The organism is Serratia sp. CY31944, from assembly GCF_052169175.1.
GTDB lineage: Bacteria > Pseudomonadota > Gammaproteobacteria > Enterobacterales > Enterobacteriaceae > Serratia > Serratia sarumanii.
This window is the reverse complement of the sequence record NZ_JBJNLG010000013.1, coordinates 40,616-63,716: the sequence shown is the minus strand read 5'-3', so window position 1 is coordinate 63,716 and position 23,101 is coordinate 40,616. Positions and strand designations below refer to the sequence as shown.

Sequence of the window (23,101 nt, the reverse complement as noted above, 5' to 3'; positions counted from 1 at the left end):
AGCGGGATCGTACACAAATGAGCAGATCACTTTCCATCGCCCTGGCCCAGCTGAACCTGCTGGTCGGCGACATTGAAGGCAACACCGAACGCATGTTGCAAATCGTGCAGGAGCAGCAGAAGGCGGGAGCCGATCTGGTCATGTTCAGCGAACTGGCGCTGTCCGGCTACCCGCCGGAAGATCTGCTGTATCGCAATGACTTCTATCAGCGCTGCGACGCGCAGCTGCTGCGCCTGCAGCAGGCCTCCGCCGAGACCGCGATCCTGGTCGGCCACCCGTGGCGCGAAGGCGACAAGCTGTATAACGCGCTGTCGCTGTTTGCCGAAGGCCGCCTGCTGACCCGCTACTTTAAACAGCAGCTGCCGAACTACGGCGTGTTCGATGAGAAGCGCTATTTCCACGCCGGCAACGACACCTGCGTGGTGGAACTGAAAGGCTACCGTCTGGGGCTGCTGATTTGCGAAGATCTGTGGTTCCCTGAGCCGATCGACGCCGCCAAGGCGGCCGGCGCGGAAATTATCCTGTCGATCAACGCCTCGCCGTATAACCGCGAAAAGCCGTATATCCGCAAAACCCTGATGGCCGGCCACTGCCAGCGCACCCAGCTGCCGCTGGTGTACCTCAATCAGGTCGGCGGCCAGGATGAGCTGATCTTCGACGGCTGTTCCAAGGTCTTCGACGCCGCCGGCACCATGACCCACCGTCTGGCGGCCTTCGACGAGCAGGTGACCCGCCTGGAATTCAACGAGCTGGCCGTGGTGCCGATGGCCGATCCGGCCGCCGAGCTGCCGCAGCTGGCGCAGGTGTACCAGGCGCTGGTGTTGGCGGTGCGCGACTACGTGACCAAAAACGGCTTTAAAGGCGCGGTGCTGGGGCTGTCCGGCGGTATCGACTCGGCGCTGACGCTGGCGATCGCCGTGGATGCGCTGGGCAAAGACAAGGTGCAGGCGCTGATGATGCCGTTCCGCTATACCGCGGACATCAGCATCGCCGACGCCAAGGAAGAGGCGGAAATCCTCGGCGTGGAGTTCGATATCGTCTCCATCGAACCGATGTTCGACGCCTTTATGGGCCAGCTGTCGCCGATGTTCGCCGGCACCGAGCGCGACACCACCGAAGAAAACCTGCAGGCGCGTTGCCGCGGGGTGGTGCTGATGGCGCTGTCCAACAAACGCCGCAGCATCGTGCTGACCACCGGCAACAAGAGCGAAATGGCGGTGGGATACGCCACGCTGTACGGCGATATGGCCGGCGGTTTCGACGTGTTGAAAGACGTGCCGAAAACGTTGGTGTTCAAGCTGTCCGAATACCGCAACACCGTCTCCTACGTGATCCCGCAGCGGGTGATCGATCGTCCGCCGTCCGCCGAGCTGGCGCCGGATCAGGTCGATCAGGACAGCCTGCCGCCATACGATATCCTGGACGCGATCCTGGAAGGCTACGTTGAGCGCGACAAATCGGTTGCCGATCTGGTGGCCGAAGGGTTCGACGAAGCGATCGTGCGCAAGGTGATCCGCCTGGTGGACATCAACGAATACAAGCGGCGTCAGGCCGCCGTCGGGCCGCGTATCACCGCCCGTAACTTCGGCAAAGACCGCCGCTACCCCATCACATCCGGTTTTGGCCGCAAAAATTGGTAAAAGGAAAGAAGATGAAAAAGATCGACGCGATTATCAAGCCGTTCAAACTGGATGACGTCCGCGAAGCGCTGGCCGAAGTGGGCATCACCGGCATGACGGTCACCGAAGTGAAAGGCTTCGGCCGCCAGAAGGGCCACACCGAGCTGTACCGCGGCGCCGAGTACATGGTCGACTTTCTGCCTAAGGTGAAGATCGAGATCGTGGTTGCCGACGACATCGTCGACACCTGCGTGGAAACCATCATGCAGACCGCGCAGACCGGCAAGATCGGCGACGGCAAAATCTTCGTCTTCGACGTGGCGCGCGTGGTGCGCATTCGTACCGGCGAGCAGGACGAAGAAGCGATTTAATGTGATCGTCTACCGAGCACCGCCAGCTTGAGCCTGGGCAGTGCTCGGTCTCCTCACGTACTGCGTGTACGCTCCGGGCCCTGCGCGCTGGCCGTGCCCAATCTGGCCGGCGCTCGCTATGCCCCACACCTCAGTGAACATCTCCCGACCTCTCCACAATCCTGGTTATTTTCACCATTAGCATTCTAAAAAAGCGAACGCTATCGCGTTTTTGATACTTTGCCCGATCGCTTCACGGCCGGCGTCTACACTCAACGCAATGTTTTTGCTTGAGGAATCATCCCCATGATGACGTTACGCCAAATCCGCCACTTCATCGCGGTGGCGGAAACCGGGTCGATCTCCGCCGGCGCCCAGGCGGTGTTTGTCTCCCAGTCTTCGCTGACGCTGGCGATCCAGCAGTTGGAAACCGAGATCGGCGTGCGGCTGTTCGATCGCCACGCCAAGGGCATGACGCTGACCCATCAGGGGCATCAGTTTCTGCGCCAGTCGTATCTGATCCTGGCGACGGTGGACAACGCCAAGCGCAGCCTGCAGATCGGCACCGAAAGCCTGACCGGCAAGCTGACCGTCGGCGTCACCAGCCTGGTGGCCGGCTACTTCCTGGTGGAGCTGCTCACGCGCTTTAAATCGGCCTATCCCAACGTCACCGTGCAGGTGGTTGAAGACGAGCGCCCGTATATCGAGCATCTGTTGGTCAGCGGCGAGATCGACATCGGCGTGCTGATCCTGTCGAACATCGAAGACCGCGACGCGCTGCAGACCGAGGTGCTGATGCACTCGCCGTATCGCCTGTGGTTGCCGCCGCTGCACCCGCTGCTGGAGCACGAGAGCATCAGCCTGGCGGACGTGGCCAAACAGCCGCTGATCCAGCTCAACGCCGATGAAATGGACGTGCACGCGCGGCGCATCTGGGCGCGCGCCGGGCTGAAACCGGAGATCGCCATGAAGACCGCCTCGACTGAGGCGGTGCGCAGCCTGGTGGCGGCAGGGATGGGGGTCTCCATCCAGCCGGACATGGCGTACCGCGCCTGGTCGCTGGAAGGCAACATGATCGAGGCGCGCAAGCTGGACGATCTGCTGGAGCCGCTGGACATCGGGTTGGCGTGGCGGCGTGGCAGCGCGCGGCCGGAGCTGGTGACGCCGTTCCTTACCATCGCGCGCGAGAACGGCAGCAAACACGCGGCCGGGCTTAAGCATTCGATTTAATCGAACGCGGCGTTCAGTATTTAGAATTTGTTGCCCGCCAGTGGCTCGCTTAGGCTGATTAAAACTAACTTATTCACATTTAGTTAACGTTTTTGTCACTTAGGGGCGTCAGGTGATGGCAGATGTGCAGGTTCTCTCAGGTTTGTCCTGTCAGCAGTTCATTAACGGTCAGCTTATCGACGGCGAAGGCCAGCAGGAGTGCATCGTCAATCCGGCCAACGGCGAGACGCTGATCGCCCTGACCGAAGCCTCTTCGGCGCAGGTCGGCAGCGCGGTGAAAGCCGCGCAGCAGGCGTTTGGTCACTGGTCGCGCACCACGCCGGCCCAGCGCGCCGCCCTGTTGCTGCGCATTGCCGACGCCATTGAGCGGCAGGCGCCGCAGCTGGCGCAGCTGGAAGCCCTCAACTGCGGCAAACCGCTGCATCAGGCGCTCAATGACGATCTGCCGGCGGCGGTCGATGTGTTCCGCTTCTTCGCCGGCGCGGTGCGCACGCAGCAAGGGCAGCTGGCCGGCGAGTATGTGCCGGGCCACACCTCGATGATCCGCCGCGATCCGATCGGCGTGGTGGCCTCGATCGCCCCCTGGAACTATCCGCTGATGATGGCGGCGTGGAAGATCGCGCCGGCGCTGGCGGCGGGCAATACCGTGGTGTTCAAACCCTCTGAACATACGCCGCTGACCATTCTGGCGCTGGTGCCGGCGCTGCAGGAGATCCTGCCGCCGGGCGTGCTGAATATCGTCTACGGCGGCGGCGAAGGGGTCGGCAGCCAGCTGGTGGGGCACCCGCAGGTGCGGCTGGTGTCGGTCACCGGCGATATCGTCACCGGGCAAAAAATTCTTCAGGCGGCGGCCAAAAGCGTCAAGCGCACCCACCTGGAACTGGGGGGCAAGGCGCCGGTGATCGTCTGCGACGATGCCGATCTCGACGAAGTGGTCAACGGCATTCGCACCTACGGCTATTACAACGCCGGCCAGGACTGCACCGCCGCCTGCCGCATCTACGCGCAGGCGGGCATCTATCCCAAGCTGGTGGACGCGCTGGGCGAGGCGGTCGCCAGCCTGCGTTTCGCCCGCAAGCGCGATCAGGACAACGAAATCGGCCCGTTAATCAGTGCCCGCCAGCGCGATCGCGTCGCCAGCTTCGTCGAGCGGGCGCTCAGCCAACCGCATATCGAATTGATCACCGGCGCCGCGGCCCACTCCGGGCCGGGGTTCTATTACCAACCGACCCTGCTGGCGGGCTGCCTGCAAAGCGACGAAATCGTGCAGCGCGAGGTGTTTGGCCCGGTGGTCAGCGTCACGCGCTTCGAACACCTGGAGCAGGCGGTGGCGTGGGCCAACGACTCGGAATACGGGCTGGCTTCGTCGGTGTGGACGCAAAATATCGATCGGGCGCTGCACATCGCCGCCCATCTGCAGTACGGCAGCACCTGGATCAACACCCATTTCACCTTGGCGAGCGAGATGCCGCACGGCGGCCTGAAACGCTCCGGCTACGGCAAGGATCTGTCCAGCGATTCGCTGCAGGATTACAGCGTTGTCAGGCACGTAATGGCGAAGTTCAAAGCCGGCTTCTAACGGTTATATCAAGAAAAATCAGGCGGCAGCCGTTCCCTGCCGCATACCGATAAGCAACACAGGGGTAATTACGATGGGAAAAACTACCGCAGTCACCACCACCGTCTCCGCGCTCTGTCTTACCGTGCTGTGCGGCCTGGCCCAGGCGGCCGATCTGCCGCAGACGCTGGGCAAAGGCGAAGGCCGGCTGGATATCATCGCCTGGCCCGGCTACATCGAACGCGGCCAGTCCGACAAAAACTACGACTGGGTCACCCAGTTTGAGAAGCAAACCGGCTGTGCGGTGAACGTGAAGACCGCCGCCACCTCTGATGAAATGGTCAGCCTGATGGCCAAGGGCGGCTACGATCTGGTGACCGCCTCCGGCGACGCCTCGCTGCGCCTGATCTTCGGCAAGCGGGTGCAGCCGATCAACACCGCGCTGATCCCGAACTGGAAGAACATCGATCCGCGCCTGCTGAACGGCGCCTGGTACACCGTGGACGGCAAAACCTACGGCACGCCGTACCAGTGGGGGCCGAACCTGCTGATGTACAACACCAAAACCTTCCCGACGCCTCCGGACAGCTGGGCGGTGATCTTCCAGCAGCAGAACCTGCCGGACGGCAAGAGCAACCAGGGCCGGGTGCAGGCTTACGACGGCCCGATCTACATCGCCGACGCGGCGCTGTTCCTGAAGGCCACCCAGCCGCAGCTCGGCATCAGCGATCCATACCAGCTCAACGAAGAGCAGTATCAGGCGGCGCTGAAGCTGCTGCGCAGCCAGCACGCGCTGATCCACCGCTACTGGCACGACACCTCGGTGCAGATGAGCGACTTTAAAAACGAAGGCGTGGTGGCCTCCAGCGCCTGGCCGTATCAGGCCAACGCCCTGAAGGGCGAGGGGCAGCCGATCGCCACCGTGTTCCCGAAAGAGGGCGTGACCGGCTGGGCGGACACCACCATGCTGCATGCCGACGCCAAGCACCCGAGCTGCGCCTACCAGTGGATGAACTGGTCGCTGGAGCCGAAGGTGCAGGGCGACGTGGCGGCCTGGTTCGGGTCGGTGCCGGCTTCGCCGGCGGGCTGCAAGGCCAGCGCGCTGCTGGGTGAGAAGGGCTGCGAAACCAACGGCTTCAACCAGTTCGACAAAATCGCCTTCTGGAAAACGCCGCAGGCGCAGGGCGGCAAGTTCGTGCCGTACAGCCGCTGGACCCAGGATTACATCGCCATCATGGGCGGCCGCTAAGCCGCGGGGCGCAGCCCGCTGCGCCCGAACTACATCAGTATGGAGCACAGAAAATGACCATTGCCGTGCAATTCATCGATGTTTCGCGGACTTTCGGCGATGTTCGCGCCGTGGATCGGGTATCCATCGACATTCAGGACGGGGAATTCTTCTCCATGCTCGGGCCGTCCGGCTCGGGCAAAACCACCTGCCTGCGCCTGATCGCCGGCTTTGAACAGCTCACTTCCGGCTCGATTCGCATCCACGGCCAGGAAGCCGCCAACCTGCCGCCGTACCAGCGCGACGTGAATACGGTGTTTCAGGATTACGCGCTGTTCCCGCACATGTCGGTGCTGGAAAACGTCGCCTACGGCCTGATGGTGAAGGGCGTCGCCAAACGCGAGCGGCTGGCGCGGGCGCAAGAGGCGCTGGAGAGCGTGGCGCTCGGTTTCGTTGCCGAACGCAAACCGGCGCACCTGTCGGGCGGCCAGCGGCAGCGCGTGGCGTTGGCGCGCGCGCTGGTCAATCGGCCGCGGGTGCTGCTGCTGGACGAACCGCTCGGCGCGCTGGATCTCAAGCTGCGCGAGCAGATGCAGGGCGAGCTGAAGAAGCTGCAGCGCCAGCTGGGCATCACCTTTATCTTCGTCACCCACGATCAAAGCGAAGCGCTGTCGATGTCCGATCGGGTGGCGGTGTTCAATAACGGCCGCATCGAACAGGTGGATACGCCGCGCGAGCTTTACATGCGGCCTAAGACGCCGTTCGTCGCCGAATTCGTCGGCACCTCCAACGTGGTGCGCAGCGAGCTGGCGCAGCGCCTGCTCGGCGAAAGCCGAACCTTCTCGATCCGGCCGGAGCATATCCGCCTGCTGGAGCAGGGCGGCGCGGCGCAGGACGAGATCCAGGTGCAGGGCACGCTGCAGGAAATCCATTACCAGGGCGCGGCCACGCGGTATGAAATCGCGCTGAACGACGGCGAAAAGTTGCTGGTCAGCCAGGCCAATCCGCAGTGGCTCGCCGAAGGGCAACAGCGGCAGATCGGCCAGCCGATCGTCGCCTGCTGGCCGCGCGCGGCGATGGTGCCGCTGCTGGAGGAGAGGTGAGATGGACATGAGCATCGATTCCCCCTCGGCGCGCGGCGGCACCGTGCGCGCGCTGTCGACCTGGCTCTATCGCCGGCCGACGCTGTATCTGCTTTTGCTGCTGGTGCCGCCGCTGCTGTGGTTCGGCGCGGTGTACCTCGGGTCGCTGCTGACGCTGCTGTGGCAAGGGTTTTACACCTTCGACGATTTCACCATGGCGGTGACGCCGGATCTGACCTTCGCCAACCTGGCGGCGCTGTTCAACCCGGCCAACTACGACATCATCCTGCGCACGCTGACCATGGCGGTGCTGGTGTCGCTGGCCAGCGCGGTACTGGCGTTCCCGATCGCCTATTACATGGCGCGCTACACCAGCGGCCGCGTCAAGGCGTTCTTTTACATCGCGGTGATGATGCCGATGTGGGCCAGCTATATCGTTAAAGCCTATGCCTGGACCCTGCTGCTGGCGAAAGACGGCGTGGCGCAGTGGTTCCTGCAGCACCTGGGGCTGGAGCCGCTGTTGGCTTCGCTGCTGACGGTGCCCGGCGTCGGCGGCAACACGCTGTCGACCTCAGGGCTGGGGCGTTTTCTGGTGTTCGTCTATATCTGGCTACCGTTCATGATCCTGCCGATCCAGGCGGCGCTGGAGCGCCTGCCGCCTTCGCTGCTGCACGCCTCGGCGGATCTGGGCGCCCGGCCGGCGCAGACCTTCCGCCACGTCATTTTGCCGCTGGCGGTGCCGGGCATCGCCGCCGGGTCGATCTTCACCTTCTCGCTGACGCTGGGCGACTTTATCGTGCCGCAGCTGGTGGGGCCGCCGGGCTATTTCATCGGCAGCATGGTGTACGCCCAGCAGGGCGCGATCGGCAATATGCCGATGGCCGCGGCCTTTACGCTGGTGCCGATCGTCCTGATCGCCATCTACCTTTCCATCGTCAAACGTCTGGGGGCTTTCGATGCACTCTGAACGCGCGCCCTTAGGGCTGAAGCTGGCCGCCTGGGGCGGACTGATCTTCCTGCATTTCCCGTTGGCGATCATCGCCATCTACGCCTTCAACACCGAGGATGCCGCTTTCAGCTTCCCGCCGAAGGGGTTTACGCTGCACTGGTTCAACGTTGCCGCCGGGCGGCAGGATATCCTCGATGCGGTGCTGCTATCGGCGCAGATCGCCTGCCTGGCGACCGCCATCGCGCTGGTGCTCGGCACCCTGGCGGCGGCGGCGCTGTATCGGCGCGATTTCTTCGGCAAGGACAGCATTTCGCTGCTGCTGCTGCTGCCGATCGCGCTGCCGGGGATCGTCACCGGTCTGGCGCTGCTGGCGGCGTTCAAGGCGCTGAACATCGAGCCGGGCATCCTGACTATCGTCGTCGGCCATGCGACGTTCTGCGTGGTGATCGTGTTCAACAACGTCATCGCCCGGTTCCGCCGCACCTCGTACAGCCTGATCGAAGCGTCGATGGATCTCGGCGCCGACGGCTGGCAAACCTTCCGTTACGTGATCTTGCCGAACCTCGGCTCGGCGCTGCTGGCCGGGGGCATGCTGGCGTTCGCGCTGTCTTTCGATGAAATCATCGTGACCACCTTTACCGCCGGCCACGAGCGCACGCTGCCGCTGTGGCTGCTGAACCAGCTCGGTCGCCCGCGCGATGTGCCGATCACCAACGTGGTGGCGCTGTCGGTAATGCTGTTGACCATGCTGCCGATCCTCGGCGCTTACTACCTGACCAAAGGTGGGGAAAGCGTCGCCGGCAGCGGCAAATAATTTCCTTACCCGACCTCTGATAAAAGGATAACCCTATGCAAAGCCAACTGTTGATTGACGGCCAACTGGTGAACGGCCAGGGCGCGACCCTGCCGGTGTATAACCCGGCGACCGGCGAAGTGATTGCGCAGGTGGCGGAGGCCAGCCCGGAGCAGGTCGATCGCGCGGTGCTGGCGGCGGATGCCGCGTTCGCCGCCTGGGGGCAAACCACGCCGAAGGAGCGCGCCGAGCATCTGCTCAAGCTGGCGGATCTGATCGACGCGCATGCCGAGACCTTCGCCAGGCTGGAGTCGCTCAACTGCGGCAAGCCTTATCACTGCGTGTTGAACGACGAACTGCCGGCGGTGGCCGACGTGTTTCGCTTCTTCGCCGGGGCCAGCCGCTGCCTGACCGGCATGGCGGCCGGTGAGTATCTGGCCGGGCATACCTCGATGATCCGCCGCGATCCGCTGGGCGTGGTGGCCTCGATCGCGCCGTGGAACTACCCGCTGATGATGGCGGCCTGGAAACTGGCGCCGGCGCTGGCGGCGGGCAACTGCGTGGTGATCAAGCCTTCCGAGCAGACGCCGCTGACCACCTTCAAACTGGCCGAACTGGCCGCCGGGCTGTTCCCGCCGGGCGTGCTCAACGTGCTGTTCGGCCGCGGCGCAAGCGTCGGCGATCGGTTGACCGGGCATGACAAGGTGCGCATGGTGTCGCTGACCGGCTCGATCGCCACCGGCGAGCACATCATCGCCCACACCGCCGCCGGCATTAAGCGCACCCATATGGAGCTGGGCGGCAAGGCGCCGGTGCTGGTGTTCGACGACGCCGATCTGCAGCAGGTGGTGGACGGCATTCGCGGCTTCGGTTTCTACAACGCCGGGCAGGATTGCACCGCCGCCTGCCGCATCTACGCGCAGAAAAGCATTTATCCCGAGCTGGTGAAGCGGCTGGGCGAGGCGGTGGCCAGCCTGAAGATCGGCGCGCCGGACGACGAGAGCACCGAGCTGGGGCCATTGATTACCGCCCAGCATCTGGAGCGGGTCGCCGGTTTTGTCGAGCGAGCCAAAGCCTTGCCGCACGTGCAGGTGGTGACCGGCGGCGAGAAGGTGAAGGGGCCGGGTTACTACTTCCAGCCGACGCTGCTGGCCGGCGCGCGCCAGGAGGATGAAATCGTGCAGCGCGAGGTGTTCGGCCCGGTAGTGACGGTGACGCCGTTCGACGACGAAGAGCAGGTGCTGGCCTGGGCGAACGAATCCAACTACGGGCTGGCGTCGTCCGTGTGGACCCGCGACGTGGGCCGTGCGCATCGCTTAAGCGCCCGCCTGCAATACGGCTGCACCTGGGTGAACACCCACTTCATGCTGGTGAGCGAAATGCCGCACGGCGGCCAGAAACTGTCCGGCTATGGCAAGGATATGTCGATGTACGGGCTGGAGGATTACACCGCCATTCGTCATGTGATGTTCAAACATTGATTTTACAATAATTATCCGCACAATAGCGCGGCCTTCGGGCCGGCTCCGGCCGGCCGATGATAATAAAAAAGGAAGCCTATATGGGTATCACCCGACGCGATTTTCTCAACGGGGTGGCGATCACCATCGCCGCCGGGTTGACGCCGCTGCAAATCTTGCGCGCGTCGCCGCAAACCGCCAATCAAACCCTGTACTACCCGCCGGCGCTGACCGGGCTGCGGGGTAACCATCCGGGCTCGTTCGAGCATGCGCACCAGTTGGGGCGCGACGGCAAAACCTTTGATTTCGGCAGCGTGCCCGCCGTTGAAGAGTTCGATCTGGTGGTGGTCGGCGCCGGCATCAGCGGGTTGGCGGCCGCCTGCTTCTGGCAGCAGCTGAAAGGTGAGCAGCAGCGCATTTTGCTGATCGACAACCATGACGACTTCGGCGGCCACGCCAAGCGCAACGAATTCAACACCGACGACGGCATGCTGCTTGGCTACGGCGGCAGCGAATCGCTGCAGTCGCCGCGCTCCAACTTCAGCCCGGTGGCGATGGGGCTGCTGCGCAATCTCGGCGTCGATATCGATCGGCTGGAGCAGGCGTTTGACACTACCTTCTACCCGGATCTGAACCTGAGCCGCGGGGTTTACTTCGATCGCAAGAACTTCGGCGTCGACAAGGTGGTGAGCGGCGATCCGGGCCGCACGGTGGCGGACGACATTCCGCGCGATCGTCTCAACGGTCGCTCTTTTGAAGCGTTCATCGGCGATTTCCCGCTGCCGGAAAGCGATCGCCAGGCGTTGATCGCGCTGCATACGGTGAAGAAAGATTATCTGCCGGAGATGACGCTGGAGCAGAAGGTCGAGTGGCTCGATACCCACAGCTACACCCAGTTCCTGCGCGAGAAGGTGGGCCTGAGTGAGCTGGCGATCCGTTATTTCCAGCAGACCACCAACGATTTCCAGGCGGTGGGCATCGACGGCACGTCGTGCAGCGATGCGCGCATCTGCGATCTGCCGGGCCTTGACGGCATGAATCTGCCGCCGCTGGACGAGGAGTCGCAGGCGGATCTCGACGATCCTTACGTGTTCCACTTCCCGGACGGCAACGCCACGCTGGCGCGCCTGATGGTGCGCAAATTGATCCCGGCGGTGGCGCCGGCCGGCAAAGACATGAACGACGTGGTGCTGGCCAAATTCGACTACGGCCAGCTCGATCGGCCGGAATCGCCGGTGAAGCTGCGTTTGAACAGCACCGGGCTGCATGCGGCCAACGTTGGCGACAAGGTGGAAGTCACCTACATGACCGGCGAGAAGATGACCAAGGTGCGCGCCGGGCAGGTGGTGATGGCCGGCTACAACATGATGATCCCGTACCTGGTGCCGGAGATGTCGCACGAGCAGCAGGAGGCGCTGAAGCAGAACGTCAAGTCGCCGCTGGTGTACAGCAAGGTGGTGATCCGCAACTGGCAGCCGTTCATCAAGCTGGGCGTGCACGAGATCTATTCGCCGGCCGCGCCGTACAGCCGCGTGAAGCTGGATTACCCGGTGAGCATGGGCGGGTATCAGCACCCGCGCGATCCGGATCGGCCGATCGGCCTGCATATGGTGTACGTGCCGACGCTGCCGGGCAGCGGCCTCAGCCCGCGCGAGCAGTCGCGCAAAGGGCGCGCGCTGCTGCTGGGCACGCCGTTCGAGGTGCACGAGCAGATGATCCGCGAACAGCTGCAGGGCATGCTGGGCGAGGCCGGTTTCGACCATCAGCGCGACATTCAGGCGATCACCGTCAACCGCTGGTCGCACGGTTACTCCTACTTCCTCAACGGGCTGTTTGACGACGAAGACGAGGCCACGAAAATCATCGAAACGGCGCGGCAGCCGATCGGCAAGATCGTTATCGCCAACTCCGATGCCGACTGGAGCCCGTACGCCAACTCGGCGATCGATCAGGCGTGGCGCGCGGTGAATGAACTGGCCTACGGCAAGGTAGCCGCCAAGGAGGGAGCATGAGTCTGCGTTCGCTGTACCTGTTGAGCCTGCTGGCGGCAGGCGGCTCGGCCCAGGCGATGTCGGCCGGGGAATACGTCGCCAAAGCCGGTGACTGCACCGCCTGCCACACCGCGCCGGGCGGCGCCGAATTGGCGGGTGGCATGAAGTTCCCGACGCCGCTCGGGGCTATCTACGCCACCAACATCACGCCGGACAAGCTGCACGGCATCGGTGCCTATTCGTTCGAAGAGTTCGATCGCGCCATGCGCCAGGGGGTAGCCAAAGACGGCCACCGGCTCTACCCGGCGATGCCGTACACCTCGTACGCCAAAATGAGTGCGGAAGACATGCGCGCGCTGTATGACTATCTGATGAAAGAAGTGCCGGCGCAGAACGTGGCCAACCGCGCCAGCGACATCAGCTGGCCGCTGTCGATGCGCTGGCCGCTGGCGGTGTGGAACCAGCTGTTCCACGACGACCGGCCGTATCAGGCGGATCCGCAGCAAAGCGCCGAGTGGAACCGCGGCGCCTACCTGGTGCAGGGCGCGGGCCATTGCGGCAGTTGCCACACGCCGCGCGGCTGGGCGATGCAGGAGAAGGGGCTGGACGGCAAGGAGCCGGTGTTCCTGAGCGGCTCCGAGCTGGACGGCTGGTACGCCTCCAATCTGCGCGGCCTGCCGCCGGAAGAGGTGACGGCACTGCTGAAAACCGGCCGCAGCCGCCATGCGGCGGTCGCCGGGCCGATGAGCGAGGTGGTGACCCACAGCACGCAGTATCTCAGCGACGGCGATCTGAACGCCATCGCGGTGTACCTGCGCAGCCTGGCGCCGGAAACCGCCGCCAAAGCCGCTGCGCCTGCCGCGCAGGCGGATAACCCGGGCGGCAAGGCGACCTACGCGATGTACTGCTCGACCTGCCACGGCAACAAGGGGGAGGGCACCGACTTCGCTATTCCGGCGCTGGCGGGCAATGCCACGGTAACGGCGGACAATCCGCTGACCGCGCTGCGGGTGGTGCTGGAGGGGGCGCATACGCCGATCACGCAGCAGGCGATGGCGTTCGACATGCCGGCTTACGGCTGGGCGTTGAACGATCGGCAGGCGGCGGATCTGATGAGTTATCTGCGGGGAAGCTGGGGCAACCAGGCGGCGCCGGTGACGGTGCAGCAGGTGCAGGACGCGCGTCAACTGCAGGCGAAATGAAGAGGGAGCGCGGTCTGACGGCCGCGCTCCGCAAGCATTACAGCACCTTATGCGGGCCGAAGCATTCGTAGTGGATGCGTTCGGCCTCTACGCCCATTTCCAGCAGCTGTTTGCCCACGAACTGCATGAAGGCCACCGGGCCGCAGAAGTAATAGTGCATCTGCGGATCGGCCAGGCTGCCTTGCAGCGCGCTCAAATCCATCAATCCGCGGCTGTGGTAGTCGCGGCCTTCCACGTCATCGGCGCCCGGCTCGCGGTACCACACATGGCGGCTCAGATTCGGCATGCGCCCGGCAATATCCGCCACTTCATCGGCAAAGGCGTGCACGCCACCGTTTTCCGCCGCGTGCAGCCAGTGGACCTGCGCCTGATGCTGGTTGTCGTGCAGGGTGTTGAGCATGCTGAGCATCGGGGTTTGGCCGACGCCGGCGGAGATCAGCGCCACCGGCGTGGTCGGCGCCACGTCGAGGAAGAAGTCGCCGTGCGGCGGGGCGATGTAGATCACGTCGCCTTCCTGCGCCTGCCGGTGCAGGTAGTTGGACACTTTCCCCTGATCTTCACGCTTCACCGCGATGCGGTAGAACTCGCCGTTCGGCGAGGTGGTCAGCGAGTACTGGCGAATTTCCTGATGTTCCAGGCTGTCGTGCTTGATGTAGACCGCCAGATACTGCCCCGGTTTGAAGTCCGCCACCCGGCCGCCGTCCACCGGCGCCAGCACGAAACTGCAGATCACGTCGCTCTGCGGCTGTTTTTTCAGGATGCGGAATGCGCGCAGATCGCGCCAGCCGCCGTTGTCGGTTTCGCTCTGCTGATAAATCTGCTCTTCACGCTGGATAAATACGTTGGCCAGCACGCCGTAGGCCTTGCCCCAGGCGTCCAGGACTTCCTGACCCGGGCTGAACATTTCGTCCAGCGTCGCCAGCAGGTGACCGCCGACGATGTTGTACTGCTCCGGCTGGATATTGAAGCTGGTGTGCTTCTGCGCGATGCGCTCCACCGCCGGCAGCAGCGCCGCCAGGTTCTCGATGTTGGCGGCATAGGCGCAGATGGCGTCGAACAGCGCCTGACGCTGATCGCCGTTGCGCTGGTTGCTCATGTTGAAAATGTCTTTCAATTCCGGGTTGTGCGCGAACATGCGATCGTAAAAGTGGGCGGTCAGCTTCGGCCCGGTCGCAGCCAGCAGGGGAATGGTGGATTTCACGGTGGCGATGGTTTGGCTATCCAGCATGGAAGCGCTCCTTGGGTTGGGATCTTGACGAGAATTTTAATGATGTATTTTAAATGCATCTTATTGGGTTCCGCGTCGCTTGTAAATACCCTTGTTTTCGTTGCGGTGTTCTTCGGGCGTCGATCGCGCTCACAGAACATGAAAAAAGCGCATCGTTCGCATGAGGAAATGTCCGTTGATAAACGGCGGCGTTTAGCGGATCAAAGCCTTGCGCCACCTTATGCCAATCGTTTGCGTAAAAACCTCTGTCAAGACCTATCTTCGGTGGGGCGAAACGGTTTACACTGTGGCCCAGAACCCAAACGGGTAGTTATTTGGTGATTTTTTAGTTAGCTGATTTAAGTCAGGAGATGCCGGATGTTAAAGCGTGAAATGAACATTGCCGATTACGATGCGGAACTGTGGCGTGCCATGGAGCAGGAAGTGGTGCGTCAGGAAGAGCACATCGAGCTGATCGCGTCTGAGAACTACACCAGCCCGCGCGTGATGCAGGCTCAGGGTTCCCAGCTGACCAACAAATACGCTGAAGGCTATCCGGGCAAGCGTTACTACGGCGGCTGTGAATACGTGGATATCGTTGAGCAGCTGGCTATCGATCGCGCCAAAGAATTGTTCGGCGCCGATTACGCCAACGTGCAGCCGCACTCCGGCTCCCAGGCTAACTTCGCCGTGTACACCGCGCTGCTGCAGCCGGGCGACACCATTCTGGGCATGAACCTGGCGCACGGCGGCCACCTGACCCACGGTTCCCCGGTCAACCTGTCCGGCAAACTGTATAACGTGGTGCCTTACGGCATCGACGACAAAGGCCAAATCGACTATGACGATCTGGCCAAGCAGGCGCAAACCCACAAGCCGAAAATGATCATCGGCGGCTTCTCCGCTTACTCCGGTGTGGTTGACTGGGCCAAAATGCGTGAAATCGCCGACAGCATCGGCGCTTACCTGTTCGTCGACATGGCGCACGTGGCGGGCCTGATCGCCGCCGGCGTCTACCCGAACCCGGTACCGCACGCGCACATCGTCACCACCACCACCCACAAAACCCTGGCGGGCCCGCGCGGCGGCCTGATCCTGGCGAAGGGCGGCGACGAAGAGCTGTACAAGAAGCTGAACTCCGCCGTGTTCCCTGGCGGCCAGGGCGGCCCGCTGATGCACGTGATCGCCGGCAAGGCGGTGGCGCTGAAAGAAGCGATGGAGCCTGAGTTCAAGGTTTACCAGCAGCAAGTGGCGGTCAACGCTAAGGCGATGGTGGACGTGTTCCTGCAGCGCGGCTACAAAGTGGTCTCCGGCGGCACCCATAACCACCTGTTCCTGCTGGATCTGGTCGACAAAAACCTGACCGGTAAAGAAGCGGACGCCGCCTTGGGCCGCGCCAACATCACCGTCAACAAAAACAGCGTGCCGAACGATCCGAAAAGCCCGTTCGTCACCTCCGGCGTGCGTATCGGCACCCCGGCCGTCACCCGTCGCGGCTTCAAAGAAGCCGACGTGCGCGAACTGGCCGGTTGGATCTGTGATGTGCTGGACAACATCAACGATGAAGCCACCATCGAACGCACCAAGAAGAAAGTGCTGGATATCTGCGCCCGCCTGCCGGTTTACGCGTAATCCCGCTTTCGCCCGACAAAACCCGCTGCGGCGGGTTTTTTTGTGGCCGCTCGCGGCAAACTGTGAGCTGTCTGGCACTCTAACGCATTGAAGTGGAATGAAGATTGCGGGTCGGTGTGAGCTCTGTCAAAGTATTGCCCTCACTCCGGAGGGATCATGGTTCTGCAATCCACGCGTTGGCTCGCGCTCAGTTATTTCACCTACTTCTTTTCCTATGGCATCTTCTTACCGTTCTGGGGCGTGTGGCTGAAAGGCGAGGGCATCGCGCCCGAAACCATCGGCATGCTGCTCGGCGCCGGCTTGGTGGCCCGCTTCCTCGGCAGCTTACTGATTGCACCCCGCGTTAAAGATCCCTCTCATTTAGTCTCCGCCCTGCGCCTGCTGGCGCTGCTGACCCTGGCCTTTGCGGTCGGTTTCTGTTTCGGCAACGGCTGGGGTTGGCTGATGCTGGTGATAGCGGGTTTCAACCTGTTCTTCTCGCCGCTGGTGCCGCTGACCGACGCGTTGGCCGCCACCTGGCAAAAGCAGATCCGTATGGACTACGGCCGGGTGCGGCTGTGGGGCTCGCTGGCGTTCGTCATCGGCTCGGCGCTGACCGGGCAGTTGGTGGCGGTGTGGGGCCATAACGCCATTCTCTACAGCCTGATTTTCAGCGTGCTGGCGATGCTGCTGGGCATGCTGTTGAAGCCGAGCGTCATGCCGCAGGGCGAAGCGCGCACGCACAGCGGAACCGAACGTTCGCTGTGGGCGCTGCTGAAAGAGGGGCCGGTCTGGCGCTTCCTGCTGTGCGTCACGCTGCTGCAAGGGGCGCACGCCGGCTACTACAGCTTCGGCTCCATTTACTGGCAGGAGGCGGGCTATTCGGCCTCGACCATCGGCTATCTGTGGTCGCTGGGCGTGGTGGCGGAGGTGATTATTTTCGCCAGCAGCAACGTGCTGTTCCGCCGCTGGAATGCGCGCAACCTGCTGTTGCTCTCCGCCTGCTGCGGCGTGTTGCGCTGGAGCCTGATGGCCTATAGCACCGAGCTGGGCTGGCTGCTGCTGATCCAGATCCTGCACTGCGGCACTTTCACCGTCTGCCATTTGGCGGCGATGCGCTTTATCGCCGCGCGTCAGGGGCAAGAGGTGATCCAACTGCAGGCGGTGTATTCGGCGCTGGCGATGGGCGGCGGCATCGCCGTCATGACGGTCATTGCCGGGTTCCTGTTCGAACATTGGCAGGGCGGGGTATTCTGGGTGATGGCGGCGGTCGCGGTGCCGGCCTTGTTTATCCGGCCGCCGGCGGTCAGCGTCAGCCGCTGATTAAGGGGCTTCCAGCAGCGCGCGAATCGCCTGGCGCTGCCGGGTTTCCAGCGGTAGTTCGGTATAGACCAGCGGCGGGTGCGGATCGCTGTGCACCGCCGCATAAGGGGTGATCACCAGCGTGATGCCCTGCGGCGCTCCGCCGCGCAGATAGTCGCTCAGCGGCAGGTACTTGATGTTCAGCGGCAACAGCGTGAGCTCTCGGATCTGATATTCCACTTCCTCTTCCAACTGCGGGTTGTCCAGCGTCAGCAGCAGCACCTGCTTTTCCTGCAGCGCGTTGTCCTGCATCAGCCAGGCGCCGAAGCTGATGGCCACCAGCCCCGCCTCCTCGTTGGAAAAATGCACGCCGTACTCCTGCTCCAGCGGTTTCAGCGCTTCCTGCGTGGTGCGCATCAGCCGCGGGTATTTGCGCACCACTTCTTCCAGCAGCATATTGTCGATGCCGATGGCGAAACGGCAGCGCTCCAGCGCCGGCGCCAGATGGGCGAACAGCTGGCTGACCAGCTCCGCCTTGCTGCTGAAGGCCATGCCGGAAAGTTGCTGGAAGCGCTCGACCATGCTGTCGATCGCCACCATCAATCTCCGCTCTTGCGCTGAGTCGTTGCTGTGGTAGCTGTGATTTTTCAACATGGTGAAGGTGAGCGCCAAAAAATCGCGCTCGTCTGCCTGCGGCGGCTGGTTAAACAGCCGGTTGCAGGCCTGATGCAGCCAGGCGGCGGCCTGCTGTTCCGGCTTTTTCCGCAGCCAGTCGCGTTGAACCGCGTCGAAACGCGGATGCTGCTGCAGGCGATTTTGCCAGGCGCAGTAGAGCAGGTAATGCTGCAGGAATTGGCGGTCGCGCGCATCGAAGTGGCGGCTGAGCAGCGGCTCGCAGGCGTCGATCGCCTCTGCCAGCGCAGACGCCGGGGCGGCATCGGTCGCCAGCGCTTGCCGCAGGCGCGGGGCGAAATCGCCTTCGACAAACCGCGGGCTGCAGCGCAGGGCCCGCCGCAGCCAGTGGATCAGGCACAGGCGTTGGTCGAGCACGCTGCCCCGCAGTTGGTAGCCATGGTCGGGATCGACGGCGATCTCCAGGTGATGGAAACGCTGGATTTCACTGGCCACCTCGGCTATATCTTGCCGGGTTATCGGGGGGGCGACGCCGTTGATTCGGCTTAGGGTCTCCAGCTGTAACTCGGGCTCCGGCGTGTACAGCATCAGCAGCAGATGGCAGCGCCGTTGTTGTCCGGAGAGCTCGGGCACGGGAGAGGTGTCCAGGCTCATTATCACCTTCCGGCATAAAAGGTTGCGATTATGCCTAAGCATAGCAAAAGGCTTTGTGACGGCAGGATTACCGCGCGGCTTTTACTTCGGCTTACAACTTTCGTCACAAATATCGCCGGGAGAGACGGGCCGTTAGGTATCTATTTGTGTTACGTTATAACAAATGCAGGTAAGACAGGATAATGATGAAGTTACGTCGTCTTTTGGCTGCCTTCGGCGCCGTGTTCAGCGCCGGTGCGATCGCTCATCCGCACAGCTTTATCGACATGAATACCACCTTCGTCGCCAAAGACCAGCGGCTGGTCGGCCTGAAAATGGTGTGGGTGATGGATGAAATCACCTCGGCGGATCTGCTCTACGATGCGAAAAACGCCAAGAGCGATTCGGAAGTGTGGAAAAAGCTGGCGGCGGAAGTGATGGCCAACGTGCTGGGGCAGCACTATTTCACCGATCTTTACCGCGACGGCAAACCGGTGAAATACCTGAACTTGCCCAGTGAATATCACCTGTCGCGCCAGGGCAACCAGGCGGTGCTGGAGTTCGTGCTGCCGTTGGCCGAGCCGCAGCCGCTGGCGGGCAAGCCGTTCGAACTTTCTACTTACGATCCGACTTATTTCGTGGATATGACCTATAAAGACCAAAATGCGCTGCATCTGCCGCCGGAGATGGCGCAGCTGTGCAGCTACAAGCTGATGACGCCGAAGCCGAATGCGTCGCTGCAGGCCTATGCGCTGTCGCTAGACAAGAACGACTCGCCCGGTGAAGACCTGGCGCTGGGGCAGCAGTTCGCCCAGCGGGTGACGCTGCAATGTCGTTAAATCTCTCGCAACCGACGACGAGCCGACGCCACTGGGCCTTCGGCCTGTGGCCGCTGCTGCCGTTCACGCTGGCGCTGGCGGCCGCCGCGCTGCTGGCGTGGCACTATTGGCCGCAGCTGCTGATGCAGAGCGTGGTGTGGCAAAAAGCGCTGCACCAGCAGATGGCGGGGCTGTTGCAGCAGGTGAAGGCCGCGCCGCAGCAGGCCGGGCTGGCGCTGATGCTGTTCAGCCTCGGCTATGGCGTCTTGCATGCGCTCGGCCCCGGCCACGGCAAAGTGGTGATCGCCACCTACCTGGCTACCCATCCGGCGCGGCTGAAAAGCAGCCTGAAGCTGACCTTCGCCGCCTCGCTGGTGCAGGGCGGGGTAGCGATCGCGCTGGTCACGCTGATGCTGGTGGTATTGCAGCTCTCTTCGCGCCAGCTGCACCAAAGCAGTTTCTGGCTGGAGAAGGGCAGCTTTATTCTGGTGATGCTGCTTGGCGTGCTGCTGAGTTGGCGCGCGCTGAAACGCCTGTTTGCGGCGATCAAGGCGATGCGCCCGGCGCCGGCGCTGCGCATCAACAGCCTGACGCCGCTGGCGGCGGATCATGTGCACAGCGCCAATTGCGGCTGCGGCCACCGGCATCTGCCGAGCGACAGCGAGCTGCAGGCGGGAAGCGACTGGCGCACTCAGGCCGCCATCGTGCTGGCGATGGGCATGCGCCCCTGTTCGGGGGCGATTTTGGTGCTGCTGTTCTCCAAAGTGATCGGCGTGTTCGGCTGGGGAGTGATCTCCGCGCTGGCGATGGCGTTCGGCACCTCGTTGACCATCTCGATGCTGGCGCTGCTGGTACATTACAGCCGCCGGCTGGCGGTGCGCCTCAGCCGTTCGCGCGCGCCCGCCGCCTGGAGCGCGGTGGCCTGGGGGGCGTTGGCGCTGGCCGGCGGCCTGATCCTGCTGGCCGCCGGGCTGTTGCTGTACGTCAGCGCGCAGCCGGAATTCGGCGGCGGCATCCGTCCCTTCTCCCGCTAACGGGCATAAAAAAAGCGCTGCATCGGCAGCGCTTTTTTCGATTCGCTTCTGGCGATTAACGCTTCAGCGCTTCGCTCAGTTCTTCACGCATGGTGGCCAGCATGGCTTTCACTACGCGCGGGTTGCCTGCCACCACGTTGCCGGAGCTGAAGTGGTTGTGGCCGCCGACGAAGTCGGTCACCAGGCCGCCGGCTTCACGCACCAGCAGTTCGCCCGCGGCGAAGTCCCACGGCTTCAGGCCGATTTCGAAGAAACCGTCTACGCGGCCGGCGGCCACATAGGCCAGATCCAGCGCAGCGGAACCGGTGCGGCGGAAGTCTGCGCACTGGGTGAACAGCTTGCCGACGATGTTGATGTAAGGCGTTGCGTGCTGTTTGACCTTGAACGGGAAGCCGGTCGCCAGGATGGTGCCATCCAGATCTTTGGCGTTGGTGCCGCGCAGGCGGTAGCCGTTGAGCTGTGCGCCCTGGCCGCGAGTGGCGGTGAACAGTTCGTTGCGCATCGGATCGTAAACCACGGCCACTTCAGTACGGCCTTTGATGCGTACGGCGATGGAAACGGAGAAATGAGGGAAACGTTTGATGAAGTTTGCAGTGCCATCCAGTGGATCGATCACCCATTGCACATCGCGATCTTCGCCGATCAGCTCACCGCGTTCTTCGCTCACGATACTGTGTTGCGGATAAGACTTGCGGATGACGTCGATGATCAGATGCTCTGCATCGCGATCGACGTTGGTGACGAAGTCATTGGTCCCTTTCTGGCTCGCTTCTACAGCGTCCGGGGTTTCGTAGTTTTTGGCAATCAGGTTACCGGCCTTGCGCGCAGCGCGCACGGCGATAGTCAGCATCGGATGCATGGGTATCTTCCAACTAGGATGTTAAAGAACAGGAAACGGCGCGAAGTATAGCAGCTGTTCGGCAAATTGCCTACGGCTGTGTTAAGATGCTGCGATTTTCCGCCACGCTCAGAGTTTGTATGCTGCACAATATCCGCATTGTTCTGGTTGAGACTTCACATACCGGCAACATGGGCTCGACCGCCAGAGCCATGAAAACCATGGGTTTAACCAACCTTTATCTGGTTAATCCGCTGATCAAACCCGATTCTCAGGCCATCGCCCTGGCCGCCGGCGCCAGCGACGTGATCGGCAACGCCACTATCGTCGACACCCTCGATGACGCCATCGCCGGCTGTAGCCTGGTGGTGGGCACCAGCGCCCGTTCTCGCACCTTGCCGTGGCCGATGCTGGAGCCGCGTGAATGCGGCGTGCGCGCGGTGCACGAGGGCGAACACGCGCCAGTGGCGCTGGTGTTCGGCCGCGAACGCGTCGGGCTGACCAACGATGAATTGCAGAAGTGCCACTACCACGTCGCTATTCCGGCCAACCCGGACTACAGCTCGCTGAACCTGGCGATGGCGGTGCAGATCCTGGCGTACGAAGTGCGCGTGGCTTACCTCGATCGCCAACAGGCTGGCGCGCCGCAGCTGGAAGAGACGCCGTACCCGCTGGTGGATGACCTCGAGCGTTTCTATCAGCACCTGGAGCAGACGCTGCAGCGCACCGGCTTTATTCGTCCGTCCCATCCGGGCCAGGTGATGAGCCGCCTGCGTCGGCTGTTCACCCGCGCGCGCCCGGAAGGGCAGGAGCTGAATATCCTGCGTGGCATGCTGACGTCGATCGAGAAACAGGATAAACATCAAGGTAATTAATTGATGTGGCATAGCGGTGGGCGACAATAGTATTAGTTATCCAAAGGTTATAACATGTATTTTATATACCTTTGTTCTTGCTAAGTTCAAAACGTGCTAATACTTGAGTCAATTACTAGGTTAAATAGTTGACTGTTTTACTCAGGAATGTCAGACTTTCGGCCATATTTGACCAACAGGTAACCATTGAGCTATGAGACTGACATCCAAAGGCCGTTATGCCGTAACCGCTATGCTTGACGTAGCGCTGCATTCCCAGGAAGGGCCGGTGCCACTGGCGGACATTTCCGAACGCCAGGGTATTTCGCTCTCTTATCTGGAACAATTATTCTCCCGTCTGCGCAAAAATGGCCTGGTGGCCAGCGTGCGCGGCCCGGGCGGTGGTTATCTGCTGGGTAAAGACGCGGGTGAGATCGCCGTTGGCGCTGTCATCACTGCCGTCGATGAATCGGTAGATGCAACCCGGTGCCAGGGCAAAGAAGGCTGTCAGGGCGGCGATCGCTGCTTGACCCACGCCCTGTGGCGCGATCTGAGCGAGCGCATCAGCGGGTTCCTGAACAACATTACGCTGGCAGAACTGGTCAACAACCAGGAAGTGCTGGTGGTGGCGGATCGTCAAAATAACGATACGCGCCGCACGGCCAACGGTCGTCCGCAAGAAACTATCAACGTTAATCTGCGCGCATAA

Annotated in this window: 20 protein-coding genes; 17 read left to right on the top strand and 3 right to left on the bottom strand. The window is 62.5% G+C overall.

Going from position 1 to position 23,101, the window contains the following annotated elements:
* The first annotated feature begins 17 nt into the window (after positions 1-17).
* The 11 genes from ACJ8IN_RS14640 to ACJ8IN_RS14590 all read left to right on the top strand — a co-directional run bounded on the left by ACJ8IN_RS14640 (position 18) and on the right by ACJ8IN_RS14590 (position 13,462).
* Positions 18-1,640, top strand: coding sequence for an NAD+ synthase (locus ACJ8IN_RS14640; protein WP_025303930.1), 1,623 nt, complete (start codon positions 18-20; stop codon positions 1,638-1,640).
* 11 nt (positions 1,641-1,651) lie between these two features.
* Positions 1,652-1,990: a nitrogen regulatory protein P-II gene (glnB, locus tag ACJ8IN_RS14635; RefSeq protein ID WP_004847623.1), complete on the top strand. Its 339-nt coding sequence runs from the start codon at positions 1,652-1,654 to the stop codon at positions 1,988-1,990.
* Between the two features lie 285 nt (positions 1,991-2,275).
* Entirely contained in the window at positions 2,276-3,199 is a 924-nt protein-coding gene (locus ACJ8IN_RS14630) for a LysR substrate-binding domain-containing protein (protein WP_004941365.1), read from the top strand.
* Between the two features lie 115 nt (positions 3,200-3,314).
* Complete coding sequence (locus tag ACJ8IN_RS14625) at positions 3,315-4,778, top strand: gamma-aminobutyraldehyde dehydrogenase (protein WP_033654294.1); 1,464 nt, start codon at positions 3,315-3,317, stop codon at positions 4,776-4,778.
* Positions 4,779-4,851: 73 nt separating this feature from the next.
* On the top strand, positions 4,852-6,006 hold the full coding sequence (ydcS, locus tag ACJ8IN_RS14620; protein WP_033648931.1) for a putative ABC transporter substrate-binding protein YdcS: 1,155 nt from the start codon (positions 4,852-4,854) through the stop codon (positions 6,004-6,006).
* A gap of 53 nt (positions 6,007-6,059) precedes the next feature.
* A complete protein-coding gene (locus ACJ8IN_RS14615; RefSeq protein ID WP_060423867.1) occupies positions 6,060-7,088 on the top strand; it encodes an ABC transporter ATP-binding protein in 1,029 nt (342 codons plus the stop codon).
* Between the two features lies 1 nt (position 7,089).
* Positions 7,090-8,034, top strand: coding sequence for an ABC transporter permease (locus tag ACJ8IN_RS14610; RefSeq protein WP_025303927.1), 945 nt, complete (start codon positions 7,090-7,092; stop codon positions 8,032-8,034).
* Positions 8,024-8,830, top strand: a complete 807-nt coding sequence (locus ACJ8IN_RS14605) for an ABC transporter permease (RefSeq protein ID WP_033648928.1) — start codon at positions 8,024-8,026, stop codon at positions 8,828-8,830. The genes ACJ8IN_RS14610 and ACJ8IN_RS14605 overlap by 11 nt, the downstream gene beginning before the upstream one ends.
* Positions 8,831-8,865: 35 nt before the next feature.
* Complete coding sequence (patD, locus tag ACJ8IN_RS14600; RefSeq protein WP_060423869.1) at positions 8,866-10,290, top strand: aminobutyraldehyde dehydrogenase; 1,425 nt, start codon at positions 8,866-8,868, stop codon at positions 10,288-10,290.
* Between the two features lie 80 nt (positions 10,291-10,370).
* Positions 10,371-12,281 carry an NAD(P)-binding protein gene (locus ACJ8IN_RS14595; RefSeq protein ID WP_060423872.1) on the top strand — a complete coding sequence of 637 codons (1,911 nt, stop codon included), beginning with the start codon at positions 10,371-10,373 and terminating at the stop codon, positions 12,279-12,281.
* On the top strand, positions 12,278-13,462 hold the full coding sequence (locus tag ACJ8IN_RS14590) for a c-type cytochrome (RefSeq protein WP_060423876.1): 1,185 nt from the start codon (positions 12,278-12,280) through the stop codon (positions 13,460-13,462). Before ACJ8IN_RS14595 ends, ACJ8IN_RS14590 begins: the two co-directional genes overlap by 4 nt.
* 37 nt (positions 13,463-13,499) lie before the next feature.
* Here the strand turns inward: ACJ8IN_RS14590 and hmpA are convergent, their stop codons facing one another.
* On the bottom strand, positions 13,500-14,690 hold the full coding sequence (hmpA, locus tag ACJ8IN_RS14585; RefSeq protein ID WP_060423879.1) for an NO-inducible flavohemoprotein: 1,191 nt from the start codon (positions 14,688-14,690) through the stop codon (positions 13,500-13,502).
* A 357-nt stretch (positions 14,691-15,047) separates the two neighbouring features.
* Here hmpA and glyA point away from each other — a divergent pair, with 357 nt between their 5' ends.
* Both glyA and ACJ8IN_RS14575 read left to right on the top strand, forming a co-directional pair.
* Entirely contained in the window at positions 15,048-16,301 is a 1,254-nt protein-coding gene (gene glyA / locus ACJ8IN_RS14580; RefSeq protein ID WP_025303922.1) for a serine hydroxymethyltransferase, read from the top strand.
* Between the two features lie 156 nt (positions 16,302-16,457).
* Positions 16,458-17,603, top strand: coding sequence for a 3-phenylpropionate MFS transporter (locus ACJ8IN_RS14575; RefSeq protein WP_033654288.1), 1,146 nt, complete (start codon positions 16,458-16,460; stop codon positions 17,601-17,603).
* Here the strand turns inward: ACJ8IN_RS14575 and csiE are convergent, their stop codons facing one another.
* Positions 17,604-18,869: a stationary phase inducible protein CsiE gene (gene csiE, locus ACJ8IN_RS14570; RefSeq protein ID WP_060423883.1), complete on the bottom strand. Its 1,266-nt coding sequence runs from the start codon at positions 18,867-18,869 to the stop codon at positions 17,604-17,606.
* Positions 18,870-19,051: 182 nt separating this feature from the next.
* Here csiE and ACJ8IN_RS14565 point away from each other — a divergent pair, with 182 nt between their 5' ends.
* A complete protein-coding gene (locus ACJ8IN_RS14565) occupies positions 19,052-19,687 on the top strand; it encodes a DUF1007 family protein (RefSeq protein WP_033651572.1) in 636 nt (211 codons plus the stop codon).
* Positions 19,678-20,700, top strand: coding sequence for a nickel/cobalt transporter (locus ACJ8IN_RS14560; protein ID WP_016929766.1), 1,023 nt, complete (start codon positions 19,678-19,680; stop codon positions 20,698-20,700). Before ACJ8IN_RS14565 ends, ACJ8IN_RS14560 begins: the two co-directional genes overlap by 10 nt.
* Positions 20,701-20,755: 55 nt before the next feature.
* Here ACJ8IN_RS14560 and suhB read toward each other — a convergent pair whose 3' ends face one another.
* On the bottom strand, positions 20,756-21,559 hold the full coding sequence (gene suhB, locus ACJ8IN_RS14555; RefSeq protein WP_004941400.1) for an inositol-1-monophosphatase: 804 nt from the start codon (positions 21,557-21,559) through the stop codon (positions 20,756-20,758).
* Positions 21,560-21,678: 119 nt separating this feature from the next.
* Here suhB and trmJ point away from each other — a divergent pair, with 119 nt between their 5' ends.
* The gene (gene trmJ / locus ACJ8IN_RS14550) at positions 21,679-22,413 is read left to right on the top strand and encodes a tRNA (cytosine(32)/uridine(32)-2'-O)-methyltransferase TrmJ (protein ID WP_025303916.1); all 735 of its coding nucleotides are present in this window, start codon (positions 21,679-21,681) and stop codon (positions 22,411-22,413) included.
* Between the two features lie 193 nt (positions 22,414-22,606).
* Positions 22,607-23,101, top strand: a complete 495-nt coding sequence (gene iscR / locus ACJ8IN_RS14545; RefSeq protein WP_004941404.1) for a Fe-S cluster assembly transcriptional regulator IscR — start codon at positions 22,607-22,609, stop codon at positions 23,099-23,101.